This is a genomic window from Bacillus salipaludis (assembly GCF_004358205.1).
Window position 1 is genome coordinate 37,453 of record NZ_SMYO01000008.1, and the last position, 24,281, is coordinate 61,733.

General features: G+C 38.1%; 23 protein-coding genes. 3 read left to right on the forward strand and 20 right to left on the reverse strand.

What is annotated here, in order from left to right:
* Positions 1-30 precede the first annotated feature (30 nt).
* The 3 genes from E2K98_RS17320 to E2K98_RS17330 all read right to left on the reverse strand — a co-directional run bounded on the left by E2K98_RS17320 (position 31) and on the right by E2K98_RS17330 (position 5,400).
* Positions 31-2,397 carry a WG repeat-containing protein gene (locus tag E2K98_RS17320; protein ID WP_133336274.1) on the reverse strand — a complete coding sequence of 789 codons (2,367 nt, stop codon included), beginning with the start codon at positions 2,395-2,397 and terminating at the stop codon, positions 31-33.
* Positions 2,398-2,664: 267 nt separating this feature from the next.
* The gene (locus tag E2K98_RS17325; protein ID WP_133336276.1) at positions 2,665-4,083 is read right to left on the reverse strand and encodes a sodium:solute symporter; all 1,419 of its coding nucleotides are present in this window, start codon (positions 4,081-4,083) and stop codon (positions 2,665-2,667) included.
* On the reverse strand, positions 4,084-5,400 hold the full coding sequence (locus tag E2K98_RS17330; RefSeq protein WP_133336278.1) for an aspartate aminotransferase family protein: 1,317 nt from the start codon (positions 5,398-5,400) through the stop codon (positions 4,084-4,086). It lies immediately after the preceding gene.
* Positions 5,401-5,819: 419 nt separating this feature from the next.
* Between E2K98_RS17330 and E2K98_RS17335 the strand changes: the two genes are divergently transcribed.
* Positions 5,820-6,695 carry a LysR family transcriptional regulator gene (locus E2K98_RS17335; protein WP_133336280.1) on the forward strand — a complete coding sequence of 292 codons (876 nt, stop codon included), beginning with the start codon at positions 5,820-5,822 and terminating at the stop codon, positions 6,693-6,695.
* A gap of 50 nt (positions 6,696-6,745) precedes the next feature.
* On the opposite strand, the gene E2K98_RS17340 is transcribed toward E2K98_RS17335, so the two are convergent.
* The 3 genes from E2K98_RS17340 to E2K98_RS17350 all read right to left on the reverse strand — a co-directional run bounded on the left by E2K98_RS17340 (position 6,746) and on the right by E2K98_RS17350 (position 9,387).
* Complete coding sequence (locus E2K98_RS17340) at positions 6,746-7,111, reverse strand: SCP2 sterol-binding domain-containing protein (RefSeq protein WP_133336282.1); 366 nt, start codon at positions 7,109-7,111, stop codon at positions 6,746-6,748.
* A 113-nt stretch (positions 7,112-7,224) separates the two neighbouring features.
* Positions 7,225-8,244 carry a 4Fe-4S binding protein gene (locus tag E2K98_RS17345; protein WP_133336284.1) on the reverse strand — a complete coding sequence of 340 codons (1,020 nt, stop codon included), beginning with the start codon at positions 8,242-8,244 and terminating at the stop codon, positions 7,225-7,227.
* Between the two features lie 156 nt (positions 8,245-8,400).
* Positions 8,401-9,387 (reverse strand): Gfo/Idh/MocA family protein, encoded by a 987-nt coding sequence (locus E2K98_RS17350; protein WP_133336286.1) that lies wholly within the window; start codon positions 9,385-9,387, stop codon positions 8,401-8,403.
* Between the two features lie 175 nt (positions 9,388-9,562).
* On the opposite strand from E2K98_RS17350, the gene E2K98_RS17355 reads away from it, so the two are divergent.
* Together E2K98_RS17355 and E2K98_RS17360 are read left to right on the forward strand one after the other, a co-directional pair.
* Complete coding sequence (locus tag E2K98_RS17355) at positions 9,563-11,218, forward strand: glutamine--tRNA ligase/YqeY domain fusion protein (RefSeq protein ID WP_133336288.1); 1,656 nt, start codon at positions 9,563-9,565, stop codon at positions 11,216-11,218.
* Positions 11,219-11,341: 123 nt separating this feature from the next.
* Positions 11,342-11,746 carry a hypothetical protein gene (locus E2K98_RS17360; protein ID WP_133336290.1) on the forward strand — a complete coding sequence of 135 codons (405 nt, stop codon included), beginning with the start codon at positions 11,342-11,344 and terminating at the stop codon, positions 11,744-11,746.
* Between the two features lie 226 nt (positions 11,747-11,972).
* On the opposite strand, the gene E2K98_RS17365 is transcribed toward E2K98_RS17360, so the two are convergent.
* The 14 genes from E2K98_RS17365 to E2K98_RS17430 all read right to left on the reverse strand — a co-directional run bounded on the left by E2K98_RS17365 (position 11,973) and on the right by E2K98_RS17430 (position 24,259).
* Positions 11,973-12,989 carry a sensor histidine kinase gene (locus E2K98_RS17365; protein WP_133336292.1) on the reverse strand — a complete coding sequence of 339 codons (1,017 nt, stop codon included), beginning with the start codon at positions 12,987-12,989 and terminating at the stop codon, positions 11,973-11,975.
* Between the two features lie 12 nt (positions 12,990-13,001).
* Positions 13,002-13,454, reverse strand: a complete 453-nt coding sequence (locus E2K98_RS17370; protein ID WP_133336294.1) for a GAF domain-containing protein — start codon at positions 13,452-13,454, stop codon at positions 13,002-13,004.
* Between the two features lie 15 nt (positions 13,455-13,469).
* Positions 13,470-14,123: a response regulator gene (locus E2K98_RS17375; RefSeq protein ID WP_133336296.1), complete on the reverse strand. Its 654-nt coding sequence runs from the start codon at positions 14,121-14,123 to the stop codon at positions 13,470-13,472.
* A 21-nt stretch (positions 14,124-14,144) separates the two neighbouring features.
* Positions 14,145-14,801, reverse strand: a complete 657-nt coding sequence (locus tag E2K98_RS17380) for a sensor histidine kinase (RefSeq protein ID WP_133336298.1) — start codon at positions 14,799-14,801, stop codon at positions 14,145-14,147.
* Between the two features lie 238 nt (positions 14,802-15,039).
* Positions 15,040-15,321: a hypothetical protein gene (locus E2K98_RS17385; RefSeq protein ID WP_133336300.1), complete on the reverse strand. Its 282-nt coding sequence runs from the start codon at positions 15,319-15,321 to the stop codon at positions 15,040-15,042.
* Positions 15,308-15,619, reverse strand: coding sequence for a hypothetical protein (locus tag E2K98_RS17390; RefSeq protein ID WP_133336302.1), 312 nt, complete (start codon positions 15,617-15,619; stop codon positions 15,308-15,310). Before E2K98_RS17390 ends, E2K98_RS17385 begins: the two co-directional genes overlap by 14 nt.
* Positions 15,612-15,803 (reverse strand): hypothetical protein, encoded by a 192-nt coding sequence (locus E2K98_RS17395; RefSeq protein ID WP_133336304.1) that lies wholly within the window; start codon positions 15,801-15,803, stop codon positions 15,612-15,614. The genes E2K98_RS17390 and E2K98_RS17395 overlap by 8 nt, the downstream gene beginning before the upstream one ends.
* Positions 15,793-16,317, reverse strand: coding sequence for a Rieske (2Fe-2S) protein (locus E2K98_RS17400; protein ID WP_133336306.1), 525 nt, complete (start codon positions 16,315-16,317; stop codon positions 15,793-15,795). Before E2K98_RS17400 ends, E2K98_RS17395 begins: the two co-directional genes overlap by 11 nt.
* A gap of 11 nt (positions 16,318-16,328) precedes the next feature.
* Positions 16,329-16,892, reverse strand: coding sequence for a 4Fe-4S dicluster domain-containing protein (locus E2K98_RS17405; RefSeq protein WP_038539580.1), 564 nt, complete (start codon positions 16,890-16,892; stop codon positions 16,329-16,331).
* Positions 16,893-19,061: a molybdopterin oxidoreductase family protein gene (locus E2K98_RS17410; protein WP_133336308.1), complete on the reverse strand. Its 2,169-nt coding sequence runs from the start codon at positions 19,059-19,061 to the stop codon at positions 16,893-16,895.
* A complete protein-coding gene (locus tag E2K98_RS17415; RefSeq protein WP_026573148.1) occupies positions 19,048-20,130 on the reverse strand; it encodes a membrane protein in 1,083 nt (360 codons plus the stop codon). Before E2K98_RS17415 ends, E2K98_RS17410 begins: the two co-directional genes overlap by 14 nt.
* Before the next feature lie 142 nt (positions 20,131-20,272).
* Entirely contained in the window at positions 20,273-21,463 is a 1,191-nt protein-coding gene (locus E2K98_RS17420; RefSeq protein WP_133336310.1) for a hypothetical protein, read from the reverse strand.
* Positions 21,464-21,590: 127 nt separating this feature from the next.
* Positions 21,591-22,802, reverse strand: a complete 1,212-nt coding sequence (locus E2K98_RS17425) for an HD-GYP domain-containing protein (protein WP_133336312.1) — start codon at positions 22,800-22,802, stop codon at positions 21,591-21,593.
* Positions 22,803-23,014: 212 nt separating this feature from the next.
* Positions 23,015-24,259: an ATP-binding protein gene (locus tag E2K98_RS17430; protein ID WP_133336314.1), complete on the reverse strand. Its 1,245-nt coding sequence runs from the start codon at positions 24,257-24,259 to the stop codon at positions 23,015-23,017.
* Positions 24,260-24,281: the final 22 nt, after the last annotated feature.

Genomic DNA, 24,281 nt, shown 5'->3' on the forward strand with positions numbered 1-24,281 from the left:
CGTGAATGATAGAATTCACGCTGCTTTTCATTAATGAAACGATCTCCAAAAATCCCCGTTACGATTAATCATTCCCTTTAATTCTTCAAATGGTATCGTAAAAGTAGGCATACCAGCAGCATACGCGGCAATTTCATACTGGGCATAATAAATATTCAAACCACCCTCGTTGATAAAAAACGACTGATTTGGTTGAATATCTTTATATTCATTGATATTTAGGTAGGAATAGTTTTCATTATTCTTAATCTGGTTCCTGATGAGGTCACTGACGATTTTTACATAGGGTGCATCCAGCTTAAATAAGTCTTTCAGCTGATAAAATACGCCTGATTTCAAATTGACATGAGCATACTTTTTAATTGACATCCCATGTGCCGCTCCAAAAGGATAATCATAACCGTTTACTTCAAGAACTAAGAGATTTTTCTTAAAAAAACTCACTTCAAAATCTCCAATATAACTGGAATCCAGCTGTGTATGTGCGGGAATTTCCTTTACACCTGAGAGATCTTTCAAAGTTTGATTTACATGCTCAAATTCCCCACCTTGAATTTGTGGAAAATAAACTAAATAGTCCTTATTTGGCTTGTATTTATGTTCCGTTACTGCATGCTGCTTGTTTAAAGGAATGATGGTATTCTGCTTCCAAACCAGTTCTCCTTTTTTATTAAAATATAGAAGCCGATAATCAATTTCACCTTTGATTAAGGTTTTATCCTTTTCCAAAGTACCGCTTCCCGAAACCAGTGGAAGATAATAAGCACGATTTCCATTTCGATCAATAAAAAAAGTGGATTGATCATTCGATACGGAAGCAATCCCATCCTTATATTTCGTGATATCAGAATAAATAAATCCAGTAATAAGATGGCCCTCTACATCTGCAATTGCGTATTTTGCACCTAGATAGGGCTGTTCCGGATCATTCACCTTTCCAATCTGATATCTTTCTTCCCCTAGATAGAATATTTGATAATGGTCAGGTTTCATGAGAAACTGTCCTTTTTGATTTATGACACCATAATGGTTGGAATAATCATCAGAAACATTCACAATCGCCCGGCCATGACTAAATGCCTCTACTCCTGAAAATTGTGGTTTGATCACAACATTTCCTAGCTCATCCATATAACCAAATTTCCCATCCTCGCTCTTTTTAAACGCCAGCAAACCTTCACCGTAGTTTCCGACGAACGCATACATATAGGAGTGAAGCACTTTCCCAGTAAGATCGATCAACGCATAGCTGCCGTTTTTTATTTTTACAATCGCTTTGCCCTCTGAAAAATCACTTGCATCCTCATAGGATGCAGGGATGATCTCTTTTCCTTTTCGGTTAAGATAACCATATAAATATTCCCCTTGCTGATTGGAATCAGCAAATCGCGCGCGTCCTTCCTTAAACTCACTAATTGAGTAGTGAGCCTTCGGGGTAATTTCTTTTCCCCTTTCATCGATTATTTTGAAGCCCTTAAGATCATTGGCAATCGCCCGTCCTTCTGAAAAGGAAGTAATATAATCATATTTTGGCTGTACAATAAAATGGCCATTGGTATCAATGATTCCTGCCTTATCTGTCAATCGGACAATAGCCAGGCCATTTTCCTGAAAATCTTCAGCCTGGTCATAGATTGGTGGGAGGAGGGATTTTCCCTTTGAATTGATATATCCCCATTTGCCTCCGCCTATTTCTTTTATCGAGGCAGGAAAAAGGGCAATAGCTCTTGATTCATTGAAATCGAAGGAGCGTTGAGCGGTCTTCTTTTCAGCTTCTTCTAGATATGGATAATAAAATAAATAATCAGGATGTTCCCTAATTTTCTGTTGATAGTATTTCACTACTTTTTGAAAGTAATAGGGTTCAACATCCTTTGCGGGAACAAGCCGATCTATTTCCCAGCGGTAAACTTCTACACGGTAGGCTTCACCGGTGTCATGGGACCACAGCGCAATTTCTGCCAGTCCGTCCTTTCCGTTTTTCCCCGGCATGTCTTCTATTTCTATTTTACTAAAGGTGTAGTCCCCTTTGAGATTTAGTTCTTTTAAGCGGTTATGATGCCATTCGTAAATGGACAATTGGGACAAAACCGCCCCAACTTGCCAGCCAACCACCAGATTTTTTGCATTCCGACTCGTAATATTTGCCGTACCAAGGTAACTTATTTGATATCCTTTCCCCTTGATTAAAGAGATTATATGCCAGTGACCATGAAAGTTATTTAAAACAAAAAGGTAAAGTTCTTGATTTAATCGATAGATACCAATGACTTCCATAAACTCATCCTGATCCAAATTCACAAATTGTAAATATGCTTTTTTGGGCTGAGTCTCTGCGTATAATAGTTCTGCGCCATATGGAAGAAATGGCAGCATCCAATGCTGGCCTCCAGACATCGTACTCCCCCAGTTTATTTTTTTATCTATAATATATGGGGGTAATGCCCCGATGTGCCGACGAATACCAAAACACTAAGGTTTTCGGTGGTGAAATGGTGTTCATCGACCGGATGAAGAACAAATCTCCTTGGGGGCCTTGTGAAATGGTCTTCATCGTTAGCTTTATAACTAATTCCTCAACTTTTGCAAAAAAAAGAGGCCCAATAGAGCCTCTGATCATCCATAAATACAGGACTTACAATTCGTGGCCAATCTTTAACTCGTTTAAGGTCTTTCCCCTTCCCCTATATTCACCGACTGATCACCAATCTCAACAGGATAACTACTAAATAGTGTAACCCCTATTAGAACAGTCGTTCCAGTGAATAACCCATAAATGATTGGAAGCGTTGAAGAAATGCCATAAACAACAAAACAAGCAAAAATAACAATGGTACTGACAACGATAGCCGAAAATGCAGCTTTACTTGTGACGCGTTTCCAAAACAGTCCCGCCACTAACGGCACGAATATCGCTCCTGACAAAATAGCATAAGCCATATCTAGGGCAACAAGAATATTTTGAATCCATACAGAGAAAAGAATCGATAATATTCCTAAACCAAGTGTCACAATACGAGAGGTTTTAATAACTCCTTTATCATCCATATCCTTTTTAAAGTACACTTTTATGATATCATTCGTAAGTAAAGTGGCAGAGGCAAATAATGCTCCTGAAGCATTGGACATTAATGCGGAACAAACACTGGCAAGAACAAGTCCTAATAATCCCGGTGGCAGGATTTTTAATGCTAAGGCAGTAAAGGCCGATTGTGATTCTCCTAAATTCGGAAGTAATACCAACGCGCACATACCCACAATACTTAGTGCTAAAGCATAGAAAAGGCTGTACACTCCCGCAGATACTGCACTGCTTTTCATAACCTTCTGATTTTTTGCGGTAAATACGCGCTGCCATATATCCTGAGAAACAATTAACCCAAAGAAATATAGTAAGAAGTATTGAAAAATACGATCCCAGCCAATATTCGTTAAGCTAAGATGGTCTGCAGGCATACTGTGGAACAAAGCCGTTAATCCTCCTACACTGTTTATACTGTATGGAAACATGATAAAGAAAACACCAATTGTCATAATGACGAATTGAATAATATCTGTAAGCGTAATACTCCACATACCGCCCAGAATTGTATAAAAGAGAACAATCCCACCGCCAATCAGCATGGACGGTAAAACGGACCAGCCTAGTAAAACATGAATTACATTTCCCATTCCAATTACTTGAGTTACCACAATCATAAGCGTATAGATAGCGGTAACAATCGCACTAATCAGCTGAGTTCCTTCACCATACCGCTTCCCTAATAATTGACTGATGGTGAAGACTTCATAGCCGCTTATTTTATTGACAACGAATAGCCCTAATCCAGCAATACCAAGACCCATCATGGTGACAAACCAAAAACCGGAAATTCCAAAATCATAACCTAAAGTGGTTGAACCCATTGTCGCGGCACCACCAATAATAACGGCGGCCAAACAACCTACATGGGTAAAATATCCTAAACGGCTACCAGCTAGTAAAAAGTCTTTTTCTGACTTCGCTTTTTTAATCCCAATGATTCCTACCACAATTAACATACCAAAATAAAGTATCAGTACTGACGTATCTAGTCTATTCATTTATTCGCCCCCAATTCCGATTTCTAATTCATACTCACCGATTGCTTCATCTAATAAGTTGATTCCATAATCCAAATGTTCCCTATCTACAGTTAATGGTGGCATCATTCGAATAACCTCGCCTTTGTTACCACTTAAATAGAAGATGACTCCTTTATCAAGACTCTTCTTGAGAACTTTCATTAACCCTTCCCCGTTTGGATTTCCGGTTGCTGGATCAATAATTTCAATTCCAAGCATTAATCCAATCCCACGGACGCTACCAACGACAGAATGCCTTTCTTTAAGCTCTATTAATCTTTTCAGTGCATATTCCCCTAAAACTCTAGCATTCTCAACTAATTTCTCATCTTTTATAACATCTATGGTGGCACAACCAGCCGCACATGCGACGGGGTTGCCACCAAATGTAGTACTATGGCTTCCAATTGACCATTGCTCCATTAGCTCTTTAGAAGCAACGGTTGCACTAAGCGGTAATCCGCTTGCAATTCCTTTGGCAATCGCCATAATATCAGGAATCACCCCAAAACGATTGGCAGCAAACCAGTCCCCCGTTCTTCCAAAACCTGTCTGAACTTCATCAAAAATCAGCAAGATTTGGTGATGGTCACAAATCTCGCGAATTTTCTTCAGCCATCCTTTTGGAGGAACGATATATCCACCTTCACCTAAAACAGGCTCTAGTATGACTGCTGCTACTTCCTCAGGTGTCACCTGGTGATTAAATAGGCGTTCAAAGTCCTTTTCTACCTGTTCAGACCAGTAAATTTCCGGGTCACTTCCTTCTGGTGTTTCAGTAGGTTTTGCATAGGGAAGTTGATAGGACATATTGGAGCCGACAGGTAAATTTCTTCTGTACTTACTTTTTGAGGTAGTAAGACTTAAAGCACCCATGCTTCTTCCATGAAATCCTCCAAGAAAAGAAACAATATACGGTCTCTTGGTAACATGCCTTGCCAATTTTACTGCCCCTTCAATTGCTTCAGTCCCGCTATTGCCAAAGAAGAAACAATTTAATGGCTCTGGTAAAACCGCTTTCAATTTATTGCCTAATTGTAGGATTGACTCATAATTAATAATCCCTATTGGTCCATGGAGTAGTTTATCAACTTGATCTTTTATCGCTGCTATCACCTTGGGATGTCTGTGACCTGTATTTTCGGTAGCAATCCCTGATGTAAAATCCAAGTATTTTTTACCGTCTTCACTTATATAATACAGCCCCTCCGATTTTACAACTGCTAAATTTGGAAAGTCCTTTGCCATAGTCGGTGCTAAAAGGTCTGCATCTTTTGTTATCATCAAATCAATCATAAAAACAACTCCTCCCCTTAAATGGAAACTTAATTCCCTTGAATTTTCACACAATTTAAAAAATGGGTCAACGACGGTATATTAATAATTCTTATAGTATAAATAGAAGAATATCGTTGAGAATCCTAAAATTAAACGTTGAAAAAAAGATAACTAGGGGAGAGTCATTTAAAAAAGTAGGTATTTGAATAGGAAAAATTTAAATTAAGATAAAATATTGTTCATGACGTCGTTTATAGTATTGAAAAATTTTATAGACTTTTTCAATTTTTTAACGGATTAGATTGATAATACCACAATTAAAATTAACTGTAGATGAAAAAAATTATTGATATAATAGGCATAACAAAGCTGGATATTTGAAGTGGTGTTAGAAAAGAACTGTGGATTTTTAAAGTAAATAACAAAGAGGCGATTGAATGGAACTTAGAAATCTGAAAACATTTCAAATTGTAGCTGAAGAACTAAACATGACAAAAGCAGCAAAACGCTTAAAATATACCCAACCTACCATCACACTACAAATACAATCATTAGAAAGGGAACTTAACCATACTCTATTAACAAGAGTAGGTAAGAACACTTTTTTAACCGTCGCAGGAAGAAGACTCAAGGATCATGTAGATACCTTGTTTACACTTGTTGAAAAAATTGAATTAGATATGGAAAAATTACGTGGGCCAGCAGGAATTCTCACCATTGCTGCACCTGAATACTATTGTACACATCATCTTTCAACTATCATAAATACTTATACGGAACAGTACCCAAATGTGCGTGTAAGTCTCCTGCCGCTAAATAGTATTCATGCCATCCAAAGTATTCGAGATCATGTTGCCGATCTTGCTATTATTGCAAGTGAATGTGATGAAATGGATTTGAGGAAAAACTTTCTGGAGGAAGAACAAACCCTTTTAGTAGCCTCCACGGAACTCAGCAAAGGCCGAAATTTACAAGAGATATTATCTAGCTTTCCCTTTATCTCCTATAATAGTGATTGTAGTTTTAGTGATATTATTGAACAATATTTCAAGAAAATGGATATCAAGCCGATATCCACGATCGTGTGCGGCGGTAGTGATGAAACGATCAAACGGATTGTTTTAAACAATACTGGCTATGCCATTCTTGGAGAAAATTCTATTAAGAATGAATTAAAAGAAGGCACGATAAAAATCCTACAAAAGGTTTCCAAACCGATAAACACTTATTCTATTAACTTGAAGGTTCGTTCAGAGGAACCTAATGTTCAAACCTTTAATGATCTGCTGCAAAACGCATGGCCATTCATTTAATTTCTATAAAAATAACAAACAGGCTACTTTGGTTAGCCTGTTTGTTATTTTTATAAATGTTCTTTTACTTTATATTGCTTTAAAATATTTTCCAGCTTTAAGGCTTTGCCAATGTCGCCTTTAATTTTTAATTTCCCCGTCATAAAGGCCAACGTTCCATTCAGATTCCCTAATAAAAATTTACGGAAGTTATCGAGGGACATGATTAGTGTGCAGTCTGCAGGTGATTCATCTCCTTCTTTAACGGAAGCCTTCCCCTCTTGAAAATGAAGTTGATAGACCCCCTCCTCTGCACCGCTGATATCAAATTGATAGATAGCTGAAAAGCCTTGAACCGGTTCGGGGTTAACTGCTAATATCTCCTCAATTTTTTTCATGACTTCTGCTAAAGAATAGTCTTCAATTGTTTTGGGCATTTGACAATCCTCCTCAGAAAAGTTCTGTAGAAATTGCATTATTCTAAATTTTAAAATAAATAAATACCGTTAACAAGTAAAAAAATAAGCAGCACGCCGCTGCTTTCTAGAGTTTAATGCCCAATATTATTCACTTCCGGAATCAACTGTTTCCATTCTTCATAGGAAATGATGGTATTCCAGTGGCCGGTGATTTTGGCAATTCCAACAACTAAAATAAACAGAACAAGAAAAGCAATAGGAACAAACCATTTGTTTACTTTTTTATTGGCCACCGTCATATTTAATGTATCTTTGATTGGACATGCTTCCACGCATTGCATGCAAGCCGTACAGGCTGGAGTCACGACTGCCTTTTTTGTATGTACCTTTATTCTTTGCGGGCAAACCTTTGTACACATTTCACAGTTCGTACAGCTATCCTCATTTCTCCGGACTTTTGTGATTCTTAGAATCGAACCCAGCCCGATCATCGCACCATAAGGACAAAGGAAACGGCACCAAAAGTTTTTAAAAAATATTGAAAGAACGAACATGACCAAAATAAATTTCAAAGTGAAGCCGCCGATATTTAAGAAAAATAAAAGCATTTTCACATCAGAAACTTTGTTATAGGGATCCTCCAGGAAGCCTTTGGCCACAAATGTCGGCATATCAAAGATAATCATTTTTAAAAAGAATAAGAGTAATAAATATTTTAGTGGCGCTAATAACCATACGAGCGGCTGTGGAAGGTCAAAGTTCCTTTTAAACAGCTTTTTTCCAAGCATCCCGGTCCATTCACTCACCGTTCCAACTGGACAAAACCAACTGCAAAAGGATTTACGAAAAAGATTTCCCGATCCAACAAAAAAGGTAAATAGCACAAGCCCCGCCGGGTGGATTTTATCAAAATCACCACTTGTCAGCCATACCTTCAATCCCACGAGGGCACTAATTGGCAAGAAGCCTTCAACAGCAGATGGCCGTTCAACAAAGGGCTCTTTTCCCAACGTCTCAAAGTGCAAATAAAATTGATAAAATCTCAGTCCTACATAGAGTAAAAATAATAGGAACAGAGCTTGAACAATATGTCTTGTTATTTGAACGGGCTTTTGTTTTAGCTGTTTTATATACCAGGCCTTTGATTTCATAGCGGTTCCCTCCAAAACTTTCAATATCCTAACTATAAGGAATGGATATATGAGGGGAGTGTGATAAAAATCATTTGCCTTATCTATTTCATAAAGAGTTCACAAAAGCATTCTCAAAGTAGACAAAATAAAGGCCGGGGGTTAACCCAGCCTCTCCTATTTTTCAACATCAAAAATAATCTGATTTTGTCTACGTGCTTCTTCCGTTACCTCAAGGACAATCTGACTCCAATTCTTCAACTCTTCATATTTCTCATGATTATTGGTTTCAATGATTTCAGTCAAATTAATGCATTCGTATACCATATCCTTGTCATATTGCTCCACACTCAGGATTTGGCTTTTCTTGGTATGACTGTCAAAAAACTTGATCTCTGAGATTGGTGCCGCATCCCCAAGAACGAAGGTTCCTTTCTCCCCATGGATTTCACAAGGGATCTCGGAATGAGATATTTTCGAACAAAGAATGGTACAAACAAAACCATCATACGTTAACACAAGCGTACCGCTTCCGTCCATCCCGCTATGTAGTAAAACGGGATGATAGGCTACATTTTCAGGCTTACCGAATAATCCAACCGCTAAATAAAGAGGATATACTCCTAAATCAACCAGTGCCCCACCGGAATATTCTGCCGAGAAGATATTTGGCACTTCGCCTTGTAAAAACAAATCGTAGCGAGAGGAATACTGGATATAAGGCAAAACAGTACTCCGTAGCTTTCCTGCAAAATAGAGATTTTCTTTTAAGATTGCAAAATTAGGTGTATGGATATTGCGGATTGCTTCGAATAAAAACACACCATTCTCTTCAGCTGTTCGGTAAGCCTCTTCTAATTCAGTTGTAGTAGAAAAAATTGGCTTTTCACAAATTACGTGTTTTTTATTTTTTAAAAATAAAAGAGCCTGTTCAAAATGAACAGAATTTGGTGACGCAATATAAACAACATCGATCGAAGTGCTGCTAGCCATTTCATTTAAATCTGTATAAAAATTTGCTGAATGATATGTATCTGCGAGTTGTTTTGCTTTTTGCTCCGTCCTTGAATAAACGGCTGTTAAATTAAGTTTCCCACTATGTTTTGCTGCCTCAATAAATCTTGCGGTAATCCATCCTGTTCCTACTGTTCCCAGATTAAGCATAAACCTTCTCCTCTCCTAAGCCTATATATCCATTGATTTTATCTTTAATATAGTTACTTTTGCAATTTTAAAATTTATTTCCCTTCTGTTATGCTTATGATTGTCGGGAATAATGGAAAAATATCAGTATTTATGGTATTTATAGTAGTAGATACAATGAAAGAGGTTGAAAATAGTGGAACATAATTCCAATTTTATAAAAGATGTCATGATAAAGGATTTAGAATCGGGAAAACATCAAACGGTCGTAACCCGCTTTCCACCTGAGCCAAACGGATATTTACATATTGGTCATGCAAAATCAATTATTATCAACTTTGGCTTAGCAGATGATTTTAACGGAAAAACGAATTTACGATTTGATGATACAAATCCGTTAAAAGAGGACGTTGAATTCGTTAATTCTATTAAAGAAGACGTAAAGTGGCTTGGATTTGAATGGGATGACTTATTTTTCGCCTCCAATTATTTTGAAGAAATGTACAGCCGTGCTGTTCTTTTAATAAATAAAGGTTTAGCTTATGTGGATGATCTTACCGCAGATGAAATCCGTGAATACCGCGGTACACTGACAGAGCCCGGGAAGGAAAGTCCTTACCGTAAGCGTTCCATTGAAGAAAACCTTGAATTATTTGAGAAGATGCGGGCAGGAAAGTTCGGGAATGGCGAGAAAGTTCTTCGGGCTAAAATCGATATGTCTTCACCTAACATTAATCTCCGTGACCCTGTCATTTATCGTATTGCCCATGCGACCCACCATAACACGGGTGATAAATGGTGTATTTATCCGATGTATGCTTTCGCCCATCCGCTTGAGGATGCGATTGAAGGCGTTACACACTCCATTTGTACAATCGAGTTTGAGGATCAGCGACCACTGTACAATTGGGTTGTGGAGCAATGTGAAATGGAGAACACACCGCAGCAAATTGAATTTGGCCGTTTAAATATCACCAATACCGTTATGAGTAAACGCAAGCTAAAACAACTTGTCGAGGAAGAATATGTTGACGGCTGGGATGATCCGCGGCTGCCTACAATTTCCGGAATGAGAAGAAGAGGATTCACCCCGGAATCGATTCGGAATTTTGTTCGTGAAACAGGGGTTTCCAAAGGTTCAGGTGTAGTGGATTCCCAAATGCTCGAGCACTTTGTCCGTGAAGATTTAAAATTAAAAGCGCCGCGTACAATGGGTGTAATTAATCCGTTAAAAGTGGTGATTACGAACTATCCGGAAGGACAAATTGAACTCTTGGATGCCGAGATCAATCCGGAAAACCCTGAAATGGGCATGCGAAAGATTCCATTCTCTCGTGAAATTTATATCGAGCAGGATGATTTTATGGAAGATCCGCCGAAAAAATACTTTCGGTTGTTCCCTGGGAATGAGGTTCGCTTAAAGCATGCTTATTTCATTAAATGTGAAGAAGTGATTAAGGACGCGAATGGCAAGGTTGTAGAGCTGCACTGTACGTATGACCCAGAAACGAAGAGCGGTACCGGTTTTACCGGCCGTAAGGTAAAGGGAACGATTCACTGGGTGGAAGCAGCGCATGCTGTTCCAGCAGAGTTTCGTTTGTATGAGCCATTGATTTTGGATGAAGTGGAAGAAGCAAGTGATGGGGAAGAAAAAACTTTCTTAGATAATGTGAACCCAAATTCTCTCGAGGTTTTCCAAGGGTTTGTTGAGCCAAATATGAAGGAAAGTATGCCGCACGACAAATTCCAATTCTTTAGACACGGTTATTTCAATGTAGATCCAAAGGATTCCATTGCGGAAAAATTAGTCTTTAACCGTATTGTTTCATTGAAGAGTTCATTTAAGCTTTAGAGATATGATAGTAGCAAAACACACGATTTCTAATTTGAAATCGTGTGTTTTTTAATTGGTTCTCTAATGGTTATTTGGATTTGAAAGGCAAAGTTACCTTTTTGACTATGGAATAGGTGGGGTTTGAGGGACATTTTTCGCTTTATTGATCCTGGAAATGTTCTTCATTATGGCTTTGAAGGACAAATTTGGCTTTCTGATCATGGAAATGTCCTTCATCTAGGATTTGAAGGACAAAATTTGCTTTCTGATCATGGAAATGTCCTTCATCTAGGCTTTGAAGGACAAATTTTGCTTTCTGATCATGGAAATGTCCTTCATCTCAGCTTTGAAGGACAAAATTTGCTTTCTAATCAAGGAAATGTCCTTCATCTCTGCTTTGAAGGACAAAATTTGCTTTCTGTTCATGGAAATGTCCTTCATCTAGGCTTTGAAGGACAAAATTTGCTTTCTGATCATGGAAATGTCCTTCATCTCTGCTTTGAGGACAAAATTTGCTTTCTGTTCATAGAAATGTCCTTCATCTAGGCTTTGAAGGACAAATTTTGCTTTCTGTTCATAGAAATGTCCTTCATCTCTGCTTTGAAGGACAAATTTTGCTTTCTGATCATGGAAATGTCCTTCATCTAGGCTTTGAAGGACAAATTTTGCTTTCTGATCATGGAAATGTCCTTCATCTCGCCGTTAAGGACAAAACTCCATGGGAAATCACAAAAATGTCCTTAACTAAGCTCCCTTCCTATCACAGCACTCATCATGCTCTTGAAACAGGTACCTCAAAAATAATTTTCGTACCCTTTCCTAGCTCAGAAACAATAGATAGGTCTCCGCTAACCGCCCGGGCACGCTCGTCCATGCTGAAAAGACCAACTCCACGTTGAACATTGTCTACATCAAAGCCTATTCCTTTATCTTCAATCATTACCCTGACAAGTTCATCAATTTCCCTTATCGTGACAGTTGCTTTTAAGACTTCCGCATATTTACGGATATTCGTTAACGCCTCTTGGATAATCCGATAAATTGTTAATTCAATACTGATTGGCAGCCGTTTGTTCAATACACACTCAAAAAAGACATCAATATTATAGTGCTCTGAATAACGAGAAAGAAAAGAACGAATCGCAGGAACTAGCCCGAGGTCATCCAATACAGATGGGCGAAGCTCCCAAGAAATTTCACGAATCTCCTCAATTAACTGTGTAGCCTCCTGCTGCATCTGTTGAAGCAGAGGGTGGTCCTGCTCATTAAGCAGACGATTAATCGTTATCAAATGACTGTATAGATTTTGACCAATCCCGTCATGTAAATTTCTCGACAACCGCTTCCGTTCTTCTTCTTGGACATCAATGATGGTGGTCATCATTTTTTGCAATTCCTGCTCAACGCGCTTTCTTTCCGTGATTTCATATCGAATTGCAACATATTGATAAGGTTTGCCCTTATCATTTAAAAACGGAACAATGGTAGTATCCATCCAGTAATAGGTTCCATCCTTTGCTCTGTTTTGGATTTCCCCTTTCCAAACCTCACCGGAACCAATCGTCCGCCACATCTTTTTAAAAAACTCCTGTGAATGGTATCCGGAGTTAATAATCCGATGATCCTGCCCCAATAATTCTTTCCTTGAGTATTTTGATATCAGGCAAAATTGATCATTCACATATGTAATAATTCCGCGAGAATCCGTTATCGCTACAATTGAAGATGAATCAAGAGCAAATTTATAGTCTAAAAGTTCGTTTTTAATTTGCTGCATTTCTCTTTCCATTTCTTTTCCCCCTCAAAGTAATGTATGCCCTTTTAAAATCTGCTCCAGAGCTTCAGCAGCATCCTTTACCAATTCTTGATCCTGTTCGGTAAAATGATGTGCTGCCCTATTGCCAATAAGCAATACCCCTTTAGGGACAGAATGAAAAAATATCGGCACAGCATATGCCGATACAAGTTTTTCAGCCAGCATAATCGGATAATCAGTTACCTTCCCGAGGATATCATTCGGAAAATCCCCAAGCATCATTGCAGTTCCGCTTGAAATAATTTTTCCGGCGATTCCCTTACCGAAACGAACGGTGATCCGTTCATATTTATCATTCAAATTACCTGAAACATAATGCCAACGAACATCCGGGCCAATTTCATTTTGAAAGGCAAGCCCCACAAACTCACATTTTACTGCAGCTTTCAATTGATTACATATTTCAATAACTGCCTGTAATTCTCTTAATTTTGTCATTTGTGGCGCTTCTCCTTAAAAACCATACCCTAATAACCCCTTTTTAACCGCATATTCAACAAGCTCTGGCCGGGTTTTCATTTGCAGCTTTTCCATCAGGTTCCCTTTATGGGTTTCAACCGTTTTAACACTAATCACAAGCTGCTCGGCGATTTCCTTGTTTGAGTACCCTTTTGCTATGAGGGTGAGGACTTCTTTTTCCCGTTCCGACAAAAGATTATAAGTATCTGAACTGTCATGCTTCATTCCTGTCAAATATTCTTCCATTAACCGTTTTGTAGCTGCCGGGTGAAGATAGGCATCACCTGCTGCAACGGATTCAATCGCAGCCATTAATTCATCATGGGGTGCACTTTTTAAAATACATCCGGATGCACCTGCCTGTATCGCCCGGAACAGATACTCCTCATCATCATGCATGGTTAAAATCAAAATATTAATTGTTGGCATTTCCTTTTTGAGCTCAGTGGTGGCAGTAAGCCCATCTTTACCATGGGGCATACTTAAGTCCATGACCACTACATTCGGCTTTAACCTTAATGCCTTCTTTATTCCTTCGTTTCCTTCCGAAGCCTCCCCGATTACTTCCATCTTCGGATTGGTATTAAGGAGCATCTTCAGACCCATTCTTACAACCGCGTGATCATCAACCAATAGGATTTTTATCAAAACTAACTCCCCTTTGTCCCTTTATTTCAAGGGAAGAGATATTTCTATCGAGGTTCCTTCTCCTATTTTAGAGGAAATTGAACACTGTCCGCCAGTAAGAAGCATTCTTTCTTTCATCGCTGCAAGCCCGGATAATGGACTCGTTATTTCAAGTTCCTCCGGTTGAAATCCCTTACCAAAATCGTGTATCGTTATGGTTAATTCCGTCTTTTTCCAAATAAAATTCATCTTCACATTGGAGGTATCGGCATATTTCGCAATATTTGCCAGAGCTTCTTGGCAAACCCGGAAAACTGCGATATTTTGCCGCTCAGGAATTTGCTTTTCTTCTCCTAATGATTCCAAATCAACAAGAATACCAAATGTTGAAGTATACAACTTAATATAGCTCTTAATGGCGGGAAGTAAACCAAGGGTTGTTAAGGTAGGAGGATGCAATTCTACTGAAAGCAGCCTAATTTCTTGGATGGTTTTTTCGATCAGTTGAGACATTTCACGAAGATAATGCTTCATAGCCGGTTGCTCTGTACCGGATTCAACAAACTGTAATCCTGTTAAAATACTATATAGATTTTGACCTACACCCTCATGGAGCTCTAAAGCAATTCGTTTAATTTCCTCCTCTTGGGAGTGAATAATGTAGGAACTAATCCCCTCTTTTGACGGTAAAGTTGTCATTCATCAACCCTCCTAAACCCCTATTTAATTAGTATGCTCTGTTATTGGTTGTTGATTTCCTCTTCAGGCACAAGCGGTTCGTGGGCGGTCTGGGGAGCCTCCTCGTCGCCCACGCTCCTGCGGGGTCTCCCCTACCCCGTTCTCCCACAGGAGTCTTCGTGCCTTCCGCTCCAATCAACTTTGTTTAAAAAATCAACAATATTCTTTTACACATCCAATTATAAAAAAGCCAGACACTTTAGAGAGTCTGAACTTTTTTTACTGTATAATGAAGACCGCTTTCCGGATCAAATGCGGACCATTCGGTTTCCGTTTCAATAACATCGCTTGCTAGTGGTACTGCCAAAAAATAATAATCATCAAAATAAAAGCGAATATGGGTGCCATCAGGGCATGACTGCACTTTTTTTATCGTTTTGTTAACAGTTGGTGCCTGATCTCCACCCTCTGCATCATGAATCGCAATTTCAACCGGCCCGCCGGTAAATCGTTTTAGATCTTCTAAATTAATGGACTCCACAGCTATTACATCCCCTCTTTGCCGGATAGATGAACATCTTGTATCCTTGCAGATACTCCCAAAATTTCTCCCCGGCATTCTCCTCGAGAAACATAATTGTTTCTTCTTCAGAGCCCCAATCACTCATTCCTTTTATCTCTGCAACAACCATTTCAGCTTCATCCATTGTTTTTTCTTCAAGAAACCAATTCAAACGTTTATTCGCAAAAGTTTCTTTTAAAATCTGGTCTATTTCCTTAGCGAAACCGCCTGATTCTGACCGGATAAAACAAAAATCAATATACGTTTCACTAGTCATTGACCTTCACACCTTTTTTATAGATGATAAGTGCTACAGGAAATAAAATAATATTGATGGCCGCAGCAATAATGGTATTCGTGTACTTTTCATAAAAATATTGATGGACCATGTATTGGGTAAAGATAATGTTTAACATTAAGACAGCCAAGAGGAGTGCAACTGGTACGTAACTACGCTTCATAACGTTTCACCCCCACGGCATAGACAGCGCCGTTCTCAACTTTCACATGAATTTCAGGAAGCGGACGTCTCGGTGGCCCAGCAATTGGCTCACCTGTTTTCACATCAAATTTCCCGTGGTGGCATGGGCAGATCATTTCTCCCTCGTCTTTTTTCCAAAAAACAGGGCAGCGTAAGTGGGTACAAGCATTTTGGTAAGCTACAAATTTATTTTCTGAAAGCCTAATTAAAATCGCGCTATCGTGCTCGCCCGGGAAGGCAAAGTCTACTGCATCTCCTACCGGCAATGACTGTAAGTCAGCGATTTTATGCTTTGGATATTTTTTATCGCTAAGACCCGTTAATTCCTTGGCAGCTAAAGCACCCCAAGGAAGGGAAGAAACTGCAAATACTCCTGCTGCCCCTGCAAGCATTTTCATGAAACCGCGTCGGTCTAGTTTTCTCTCATTATTACGATTGATATTATGGGTGTAATTATCTTCATTAAACGGGATTTTATTATTTTTATTATTCATGTTAATCCCTCCTAAAACAGTTTCGTGACACCCTGCAAGATACCAGGGAGATTCACTCTTACATTTGTTTCGCCTTCTAAATAAGGCATGCTTGTTACCCATTTACCGTTATCTAAATTAAATTGCTTTTGTTTTGCTTCAATTTCTTCATCTGTCAGCCATTGCAATGTATTCGATGGGCAGACACTAGCACACATTGGCGGAATCCCATCCTTCGTCCGATCGATACAAAGATCGCATTTATACATTAAATTCTGCTCTGTATCAAACTTTGGTATTCCATACGGACAGGCAATCGTACAGTTCTGGCAGCCGATACATTTTTCCACAAGTGCCGAAAGCACGGCACCTGTTTCATGAATTTGAATCGCCTGTGCCGGACAGCTTCTTGCACACGCCGGATTGACACAGTGAAGGCACATAAGAGGCATTGTCTGGCGATTGACTAGCGGATTCACATCGTAAACATAGTTTCTGTTGCGCTGTTCATGCCCGCCGCACTGTGTACAAGCCGCTAAACAGGAGCGGCAGCCTATACAGTTTTCAAGTTCTAAATATAACCTCTTCTTCACCATTTATTGCACCTTCTTCATTTCTAGTTTTTCAATCTGTGCTGCACATGCTTTAAATTCCGGCATACGGGAGATTGGATCAAGCGCATCAATCGTTAATAGATTGATAGATTTATCGTGTCCAAAATGATAAGGCACAAACACCGTATCTTTTCGAATCGCTTCCGTAATTTTCACTTTATATTCTGCCTCACCTCTACGGGTAAAGAGGCGGACATATTCTTCATGTTGAATGTTATATTTTTCCGCTGTTTCAGGATGAACCTCCACATACGGCTCAGGACACATATCGCGTAAGAATTGAATTCTTCTCGTTTGATTACCCGATAGGTAATGGAAAACAACACGTCCTGTTGTTAAGCGTAACGGATAGGTTTCATCTGGCTCTTCAGCAGGCGGGCGGTATGGAAGGGCACAAATTTTTGCCTTTCCGTCTGGGTGATAAAACTTCTTATCTAGGAACATATGTGGTGTACCAGCGTCCTTTTCATCTCGGCAAGGCCAGAAAACACCATCTTGTTTGTCGATTTTATCCCATGTTGCTCCGTAGTAATCAGCATAACCGCCTTTTGAGGCTAAACGGAATTCATCTGCCACATCTCTAGCAGTTTTTAAATGCGAGAAATACTTCCCTCTACCCAACTTTTCAGCAAGTTCCACTTGCATTTGCCAGTCCGGCTTCGATTCACCAATTGGCTCTTGCGCTTTATTAATTTTAATAATCCGGCCTTCAAGATTGGTTACCGTTCCTTCATCTTCTGACCAGGTGACGGAAGGAAGGACAACATCCGCATATTCTGCTGATTCAGATAAGTAGAAATCCGCACAAACCATGAAATCCAGGCTCATTAACGCTTTTCGAATAAAGTTTTGATTTGGAGCAGAAACGGCCGGGTTCGAACAAAGCAAGTATAGAGCACGAATTTCCTTTTGCTCCATTAATTGAAACATTTCCACTGCTGAAACCCCTGGCTTCGGCATTTCATCAGGGGTAATGCCCCATACCTGACATACTTCTTCCACATGCTTCGGATTGGTTAGCTTGCGATATCCCGGCAATAAGTCTGATTTTTGACCATGTTCGCGGCCACCCTGACCATTTCCTTGACCAGTAAACGTTGCAACACCTGATTTTGGACGACCAATTTTTCCTGTTACAAGCGCCATGTTGGTGTAACCTGAAACATTGTCTACTCCCTTATGCTGTTGTTCGATTCCACGCGCGAACATGACGATTGCATTTGGTGCTTTGCCGTAAATTTCAGCGGCACGGATAATCTTTTCTTTTGCAACACCAGTAATTTGACTTGTATATTCAGGAGTAAATTCTTTAACTAATTCTTTTGTTTCTTCAAAACCATTGGTATGGTTGTTAACAAATTCCGCGTCAGCATAACCATTTTGAATCAACAGATTTAAAATTCCATTGGCCAGTGCTAAGTCTGTTCCTGGACGTAAATCTAAGTGAACATCTGCTCTTCTGGCAATTGGTGTTTCACGAGGGTCAGCCACAATCAAGTAGCCGCCTCTTTCCTGTACATGCCAGACACGGAACATCGAGGTTGGATGACATTCAGCTGTGTTACTTCCGGCAATAAACAAGCAATCTGTTTCATGGATATCGGTCCACGGTAATGTAGAACCGCGGTCCACTCCGAAGGAACGTAAGAAACCACCTGCTGCACTGGACATACAGAAACGTCCGTTATAATCGATATATCTTGTTTGAAGGGCTACTCTTGCAAACTTTCCTGTTAAATAACATTTTTCATTTGTCATCGATACACCGCTAAATACAGATAATGTATCTTTTCCATACTTTCCTTGCAGTTCGGTAAATTTCTTTGCGATTAGGTCATATGCCTCTTCCCAAGTTGCTTCACGGAAGCCTTCTTGCGTTCCTTTTAATGAAGCATCATCACGAATTAACGGTTTTAAGATTCGATCCGCATGATTCGTTTGTTGATAGGCGGTTACTCCCTTCGGACACATTTTACCAACGTTTACCGGCCAGTCATAACGAGGTTCTACCCCAATGATTTTGTTGGTTTTTGTATTTACACGTAAATTCATTCCACATTGCATTCCACAATAAGCACAATGTGTTTTTATTAACGTTTCGTTAGGGTGCCGTACATTTTCAATTTCTCTAAAAAACTTATCCCTTTGCATTCTGGTTTGCCTCCTTGACCTTCACTTGGTGGGTTGGGAATCCTGAGAATCTTGCAATCCGGTATTTTCTGCGGCATGGCAGGCACAATTCAGCAAGATTAAAACCGTCTTCCATATTAAATTCGATTTCATTGACTCCTAAAACTTGAATGACATCGTTTGATTGTTCAACTGAAACAAAATGATCTCCGCACACTTTACATTCTTTCATATGCTGTTCTCCATAATGTTCTCGGTAATTTCTTGCAAAAACGCTCATTGGACGGAAAGGAATATGAGCAAGCTTTCCGAATGGTAAATAGATTAATGTGATAATCACTGAAAATTGGTGGATTAAGGACATTTGCGGCTGCATCCAGCCATGTAATACTATGTTTTGAAAGGTTAATAACAGACCTGTAATCGAAATAAACAATAATAGGTAAAGCGGTAAGAAATCGTACATGAATTTTTGCTCTGCTCTTGCCTGCATGTTTTTTAAACGGCGGTAAAGCGCCATGCAAACACCTGAAATGACCATAATGGCTGCAATATTCAGTGCGTTATAAGAGAAAAAGGCGATAATCCCTTCAGCGGGAACCTTCATGACATTCATTCCAAAAAGCACAATATTATAATAGCCGTTGTCTTCCATCGTAAAGTACATCCAGCTAAATACGAGCGGGAAGGTCACAAGACACGCAAGCACACAGCCCCAGCCAATTAAGATATGTTGCACCCATCGGTAAATTCCCCGATTCCGGATAAAATCGTAAATCGCTAAATGACTGACTGCAGTTTTCGCTGTGCTTTTTCTAAAAAGCAGTTTTAAACCTTTTTTAATGATGATTTTGGTTGGCGGTCTTTCTCCCCAGGCAATAAATCGGTAGAAAAAGCCACCAATAAAGACAAGGGTTCCCACCATGTATCCGTATAAATTTAAGTCAATATGGGTAAACATTCTTGTTCCGATAAAGGTTAAAATCGCTAGTCCGACGACAGTTAAAAAGACTGATTTCGCAAAATGGGATGCAAACGCATCATTGACCGAGCGTTCCTGTTTTTTACTTGCTACTAGTTTCGCTTCCATTTCAAGCTCCTCCTAAAAAAAAATAACACTAACGTTTTGTCTTACCTTATTGTAAGAAAAACGTTAGTGTTTCAAATATAGGGGAACTCCCCCATCCTCAGGGGGAAAAACCCTTAGAAATATGGATTTTGACAAAACTCTGTCACATTTGTGATTTTTGAAGGTATTTTCCCTTCCAGGAATTGATGAGCAGGTAAAAGAACAATGCAATCTGTAAGATGAAGAGAGTTGAATCCCAAAAGCTTATACTTGAAGGGAATGTTTTAAAGCCTGGGATTACTTCCTGTATCGAATAAAACAATTCCGGAATGAAATAAAAAATATATAAAAATACAGTTAAACCTACCCCTATAAAATATAAAATGGAATAGCTGATTACAGTCTTTTTTTCGCTTTCAAAAAGAATTTCACCAGGGGTAAGTGATTTTCCAAACGGTATAAGGCCCCTCAGCAGCCCTTGAGCATTTTCCATCAAATTATAGCAGCCCGAACAATTCTCGAAAAGGTAATAAAAATCTGTTTTCATGTAAATACAGCATTGATACACCATTCTAAAAAAGATATCTAAAACAACAATTTTCATTAGGCTTAGGAAAAACCCTAGAGTGGGGGAAAAAAACAGTTGACCTGCTAAAGCAAAAAATAGGATAACTGTATCAAAACAGATACCTGCCAAAAATAACTTATTCCGATCCTTTGCTGGTAATTTCCATACCGTGGACATATCTGTTTCTAATACTAAAAGAAATAATCGGTGTCCCACATTTATTTTTGCAGGCATATTATATGAACGTAATGCCATAACATGTCCAAATTCATGAATTAAAACAAGAAGAGACCTTAGTACAATTAACAGCGGTAAAATTAAAGACATCGAATCAAGAACGAATAAATCTTTATAGTGCGGGAACAAAGAAGGATTTATGATTAAAAGAATGATATTAACAAAAAATAAAAGCGAATAAATAAAATAAGCATACCGATTGAAAAAGATTCTCCCAATTTTTGAGGGAATCCATAGAAATCCTAAATCTTCTTTTTCCCTTTGATTACACTCAATTTTTACTCCATCAATTTCTGCTATTAGATTTAGTGAGGTTAACTGGTCAACAAATTTAATCAGGTCCACGTCTTCATTAGGATATTTCGTGCGAAGTTGATGCTCGATTTCTCCTAACGGTATTTCCTGGCTAATTAAATGAATCGCATCAATACAAATCTCCGTCATTTCATAAAACTCACTTGAAGCTTGATCTTCAACAATATAATGTTTTTTATCTCTATGAATTTCGATCGCGACCAATTTGAGCAAAGAAGAATAGCTAACGCTCATTTAACCACCCTTTTACTTTTAATCTATAAAAAAGGATGCTTAGCTAAAAAGCTAGCACCCAACATTTTTCAAGGCATAAAGATACACCACCAGCAGGTAGTTTTGATTTTTTTTAACTTCCGGATCTTCATGAGGTCACCCCCCTTACCTTTGTCTTTTCTTCATGTATGTTTAAATTATTATGTCCTAATCCATCATTCAATTTACTATGAATGGTTTTCCATTTTGGTAATACTTTTTTATATTCTTCAACTAATTCAGGATCAAACTGTGTCCCGCTTCCCTCTAAGATTCTACTATTTGCTTCTTCAACTGATAAAGCTGATCTGTACGATCTTGTTGAGGTCATAGCATCAAAAGCATCTGCTATGGCGGATATCCTTGCGAGAAAAGGTATTTCTTTACCCTTTAATTGATCCGGGTACCCCTTTCCATCCCAACGTTCATGATGGGAACGTATGACAGAAATGCTATTCTTTAAACCCACCACCTTGGAGACAGCTTCGGCTCCCACAATGGTATGAGACTTTATAATTTCATATTCTTCATTCGTTAACATACCAGGCTTCATTAATATTTGGTCTGGGATATTAATTTTTCCAATATCATGGAGTAGACAAGCATAATTAAAAGACTTCAACTCATCTTCTGAAAATTTCCCACTTACTTTTGCCAACTCTAATGCATAGCTGGCAACCCTTTCGCTATGCCCTCTTGTATAAGGATCCTTAAGTTCGAGAGTCGCAATAACTCCTTTTACAATACCCACTATTTGTTGATCATAAGAAGTTTTTATTGCTTTTACATACGATTTGAATCTATATAAGATAATGAATGAAAGTACTGAAAAAATAGCTACAATTAAAACTGGCAAAAGAACAACTGGAGATTGGATGATTATCCCATCAAGAATGTATTTTAATAATAAACCGACCGTTACCACCTTAACAAAAGTGGTACTGACAAATACTGGTGATAATAGCAGCCAAAACACTTCAACTACATTTCCTGTTTTAAAATGAGTAGGGTCCCCCAAAAAGGAAATGATTTCATTTATTAATGATACACTTGTATAGGTAATAAAATAGATATATTTTATTAGGTATACCTTTTGTCTTTTAAATAAATAGTAAGCAATTGGAATTAATGCAAACATGAATAAATAAATCCATAAACCTAGGAAATCTCGATTATCATTCTTAAATTTCGGATCATAAATTGAAATTATTCGAAAAGATAAATCATACGCAATGGAGATAAAATAAAACAATACAAGAAACCATTTTAATGTTCGGCCCTCTTCATTTCTTATGTTGGGGTCTATTAATTTTTTTTTCATATATTTACCTCACATAATGGATGCTAAAACTTATAGTAGAAGAGAGAAATCAATTAGCTGAACAACACCTAAATTCCAACACTTTTCTACATTATAAATCATTTATTTTAATAGAAGAATACAAATAAGAGATGAATTTTTGTATTTTTGTAGAAATATTTTTGAACAAATAGGATAAATTGCCCAAAGACAGATATGGACTAAATTTCACCCTATCTTTTCAAATTTTGGTTAATTGGTAGAACTACTTCGACCTTTGTCCCTATACCAAATTCACTAAGAAAGTTCAGATTCCCGAAATGATCGTTAATAATTTGATTCGTAACCATCAGACCAAGGCCAGTTCCTTCCTTTTTGGTAGTGTAAAAAGGTTCACCTAAATTTAAAAGGCTTTCCTCAGAAATTCCGCAGCCCCCATCTTGGATCGAGATATGCATGCTTTCTTCCTTTGCTTCTTTTACGTTAATTTTCACCTTACCCCCATTAGGCATTGATTCAATTGCATTTTTTATTAAATTAATAAAAACTTGTTTCAACTGTTTTTCATCACATTCTATTGCTGGCAATGGCCCTTCTATAACCGTTTCAAGTATGACATTCTGGTTTTTGGCCTGTTGCTGAGTAATTGATAACGTATAAGCAATTATTTCTTCAATTCTTGCTCTGTCGAATTTAATTCTTTTTGGTTTTCCCAGATACATCAAATCATTGACAATTGAATTAATGCGGTCAATCTCTTGAATCATAATGGGGTAGTGGTCATTTGTATTTGGGTATCTCTCCTTTTGTAATTGCGTAAAACCTTTCAACGAAGACAATGGATTCCGAATCTCATGGCCTATTGCGGCAGCCATTTGACCGATTACTGCCAATTTCTCTTTTTGACGAAGTTCATTATAAACATTCGTTAAGGAATCAATATAGGAGTTAAATCTTATTAATAGAATAAAAGCAATAGCACCTATGATGAAAAACATCAAGACTGGAAAAAGCGCACGATAGTCATGCAGGATTAAACCCAAAAAAAGATCTTTTCCAATCATACTAAGAGTAACTGTCCAAAAGTATTTTTTATTAACGAAAACTGGTGAAAAAACAATGAATAGAATCTCTACAATATTTCCACTGGCAAATGGCTTTGATGTACCTAGATATGTAATAAGACAATCAATTACATCAAAAAATATATAACCGTAAATATACAGATACTTTACAATGTACGGATTTCCTTTTTTAATAAAATAAACTCCAATGAGCAACAAAGAAGATAATAAAAAATATTGCCATAATCCTAAACCATCATTAAGGTCTTTCAACTCCTTTTCATTCGAAAAAGAATAGATATAATCATAAAAAAAATCAAATGAAAAATAGATTATATAAAACAACCACAAAAATAATTTAATGGCTTTTTTCTCTTCAAATATTAACTTTTGATTTCTGAAGCCCTCTTTCATATTTGAAAATCCTCCAATGACT

Bases quoted from the DNA above. Each gene is read 5' to 3' on its own strand.
- E2K98_RS17415 (WP_026573148.1), bottom strand. From the start codon at position 20,130: ATGGAAGCGAAACTAGTAGCAAGTAAAAAACAGGAACGCTCGGTCAAT.
- E2K98_RS17400 (WP_133336306.1), bottom strand. From the start codon at position 16,317: ATGAATAATAAAAATAATAAAATCCCGTTTAATGAAGATAATTACACC.
- E2K98_RS17390 (WP_133336302.1), bottom strand. From the start codon at position 15,619: ATGACTAGTGAAACGTATATTGATTTTTGTTTTATCCGGTCAGAATCA.
- E2K98_RS17320 (WP_133336274.1), bottom strand. From the start codon at position 2,397: ATGTCTGGAGGCCAGCATTGGATGCTGCCATTTCTTCCATATGGCGCA.
- E2K98_RS17405 (WP_038539580.1), bottom strand. From the start codon at position 16,892: ATGGTGAAGAAGAGGTTATATTTAGAACTTGAAAACTGTATAGGCTGC.
- E2K98_RS17335 (WP_133336280.1), top strand. From the start codon at position 5,820: ATGGAACTTAGAAATCTGAAAACATTTCAAATTGTAGCTGAAGAACTA.
- E2K98_RS17325 (WP_133336276.1), bottom strand. From the start codon at position 4,083: ATGAATAGACTAGATACGTCAGTACTGATACTTTATTTTGGTATGTTA.
- E2K98_RS17365 (WP_133336292.1), bottom strand. From the start codon at position 12,989: ATGGAAAGAGAAATGCAGCAAATTAAAAACGAACTTTTAGACTATAAA.
- E2K98_RS17370 (WP_133336294.1), bottom strand. From the start codon at position 13,454: ATGACAAAATTAAGAGAATTACAGGCAGTTATTGAAATATGTAATCAA.
- E2K98_RS17395 (WP_133336304.1), bottom strand. From the start codon at position 15,803: ATGAAGCGTAGTTACGTACCAGTTGCACTCCTCTTGGCTGTCTTAATG.
- E2K98_RS17425 (WP_133336312.1), bottom strand. From the start codon at position 22,802: ATGAAAAAAAAATTAATAGACCCCAACATAAGAAATGAAGAGGGCCGA.
- E2K98_RS17330 (WP_133336278.1), bottom strand. From the start codon at position 5,400: ATGATTGATTTGATGATAACAAAAGATGCAGACCTTTTAGCACCGACT.
- E2K98_RS17340 (WP_133336282.1), bottom strand. From the start codon at position 7,111: ATGCCCAAAACAATTGAAGACTATTCTTTAGCAGAAGTCATGAAAAAA.
- E2K98_RS17345 (WP_133336284.1), bottom strand. From the start codon at position 8,244: ATGAAATCAAAGGCCTGGTATATAAAACAGCTAAAACAAAAGCCCGTT.
- E2K98_RS17430 (WP_133336314.1), bottom strand. From the start codon at position 24,259: ATGAAAGAGGGCTTCAGAAATCAAAAGTTAATATTTGAAGAGAAAAAA.
- E2K98_RS17380 (WP_133336298.1), bottom strand. From the start codon at position 14,801: ATGACAACTTTACCGTCAAAAGAGGGGATTAGTTCCTACATTATTCAC.
- E2K98_RS17410 (WP_133336308.1), bottom strand. From the start codon at position 19,061: ATGCAAAGGGATAAGTTTTTTAGAGAAATTGAAAATGTACGGCACCCT.
- E2K98_RS17350 (WP_133336286.1), bottom strand. From the start codon at position 9,387: ATGCTTAATCTGGGAACAGTAGGAACAGGATGGATTACCGCAAGATTT.
- E2K98_RS17420 (WP_133336310.1), bottom strand. From the start codon at position 21,463: ATGAGCGTTAGCTATTCTTCTTTGCTCAAATTGGTCGCGATCGAAATT.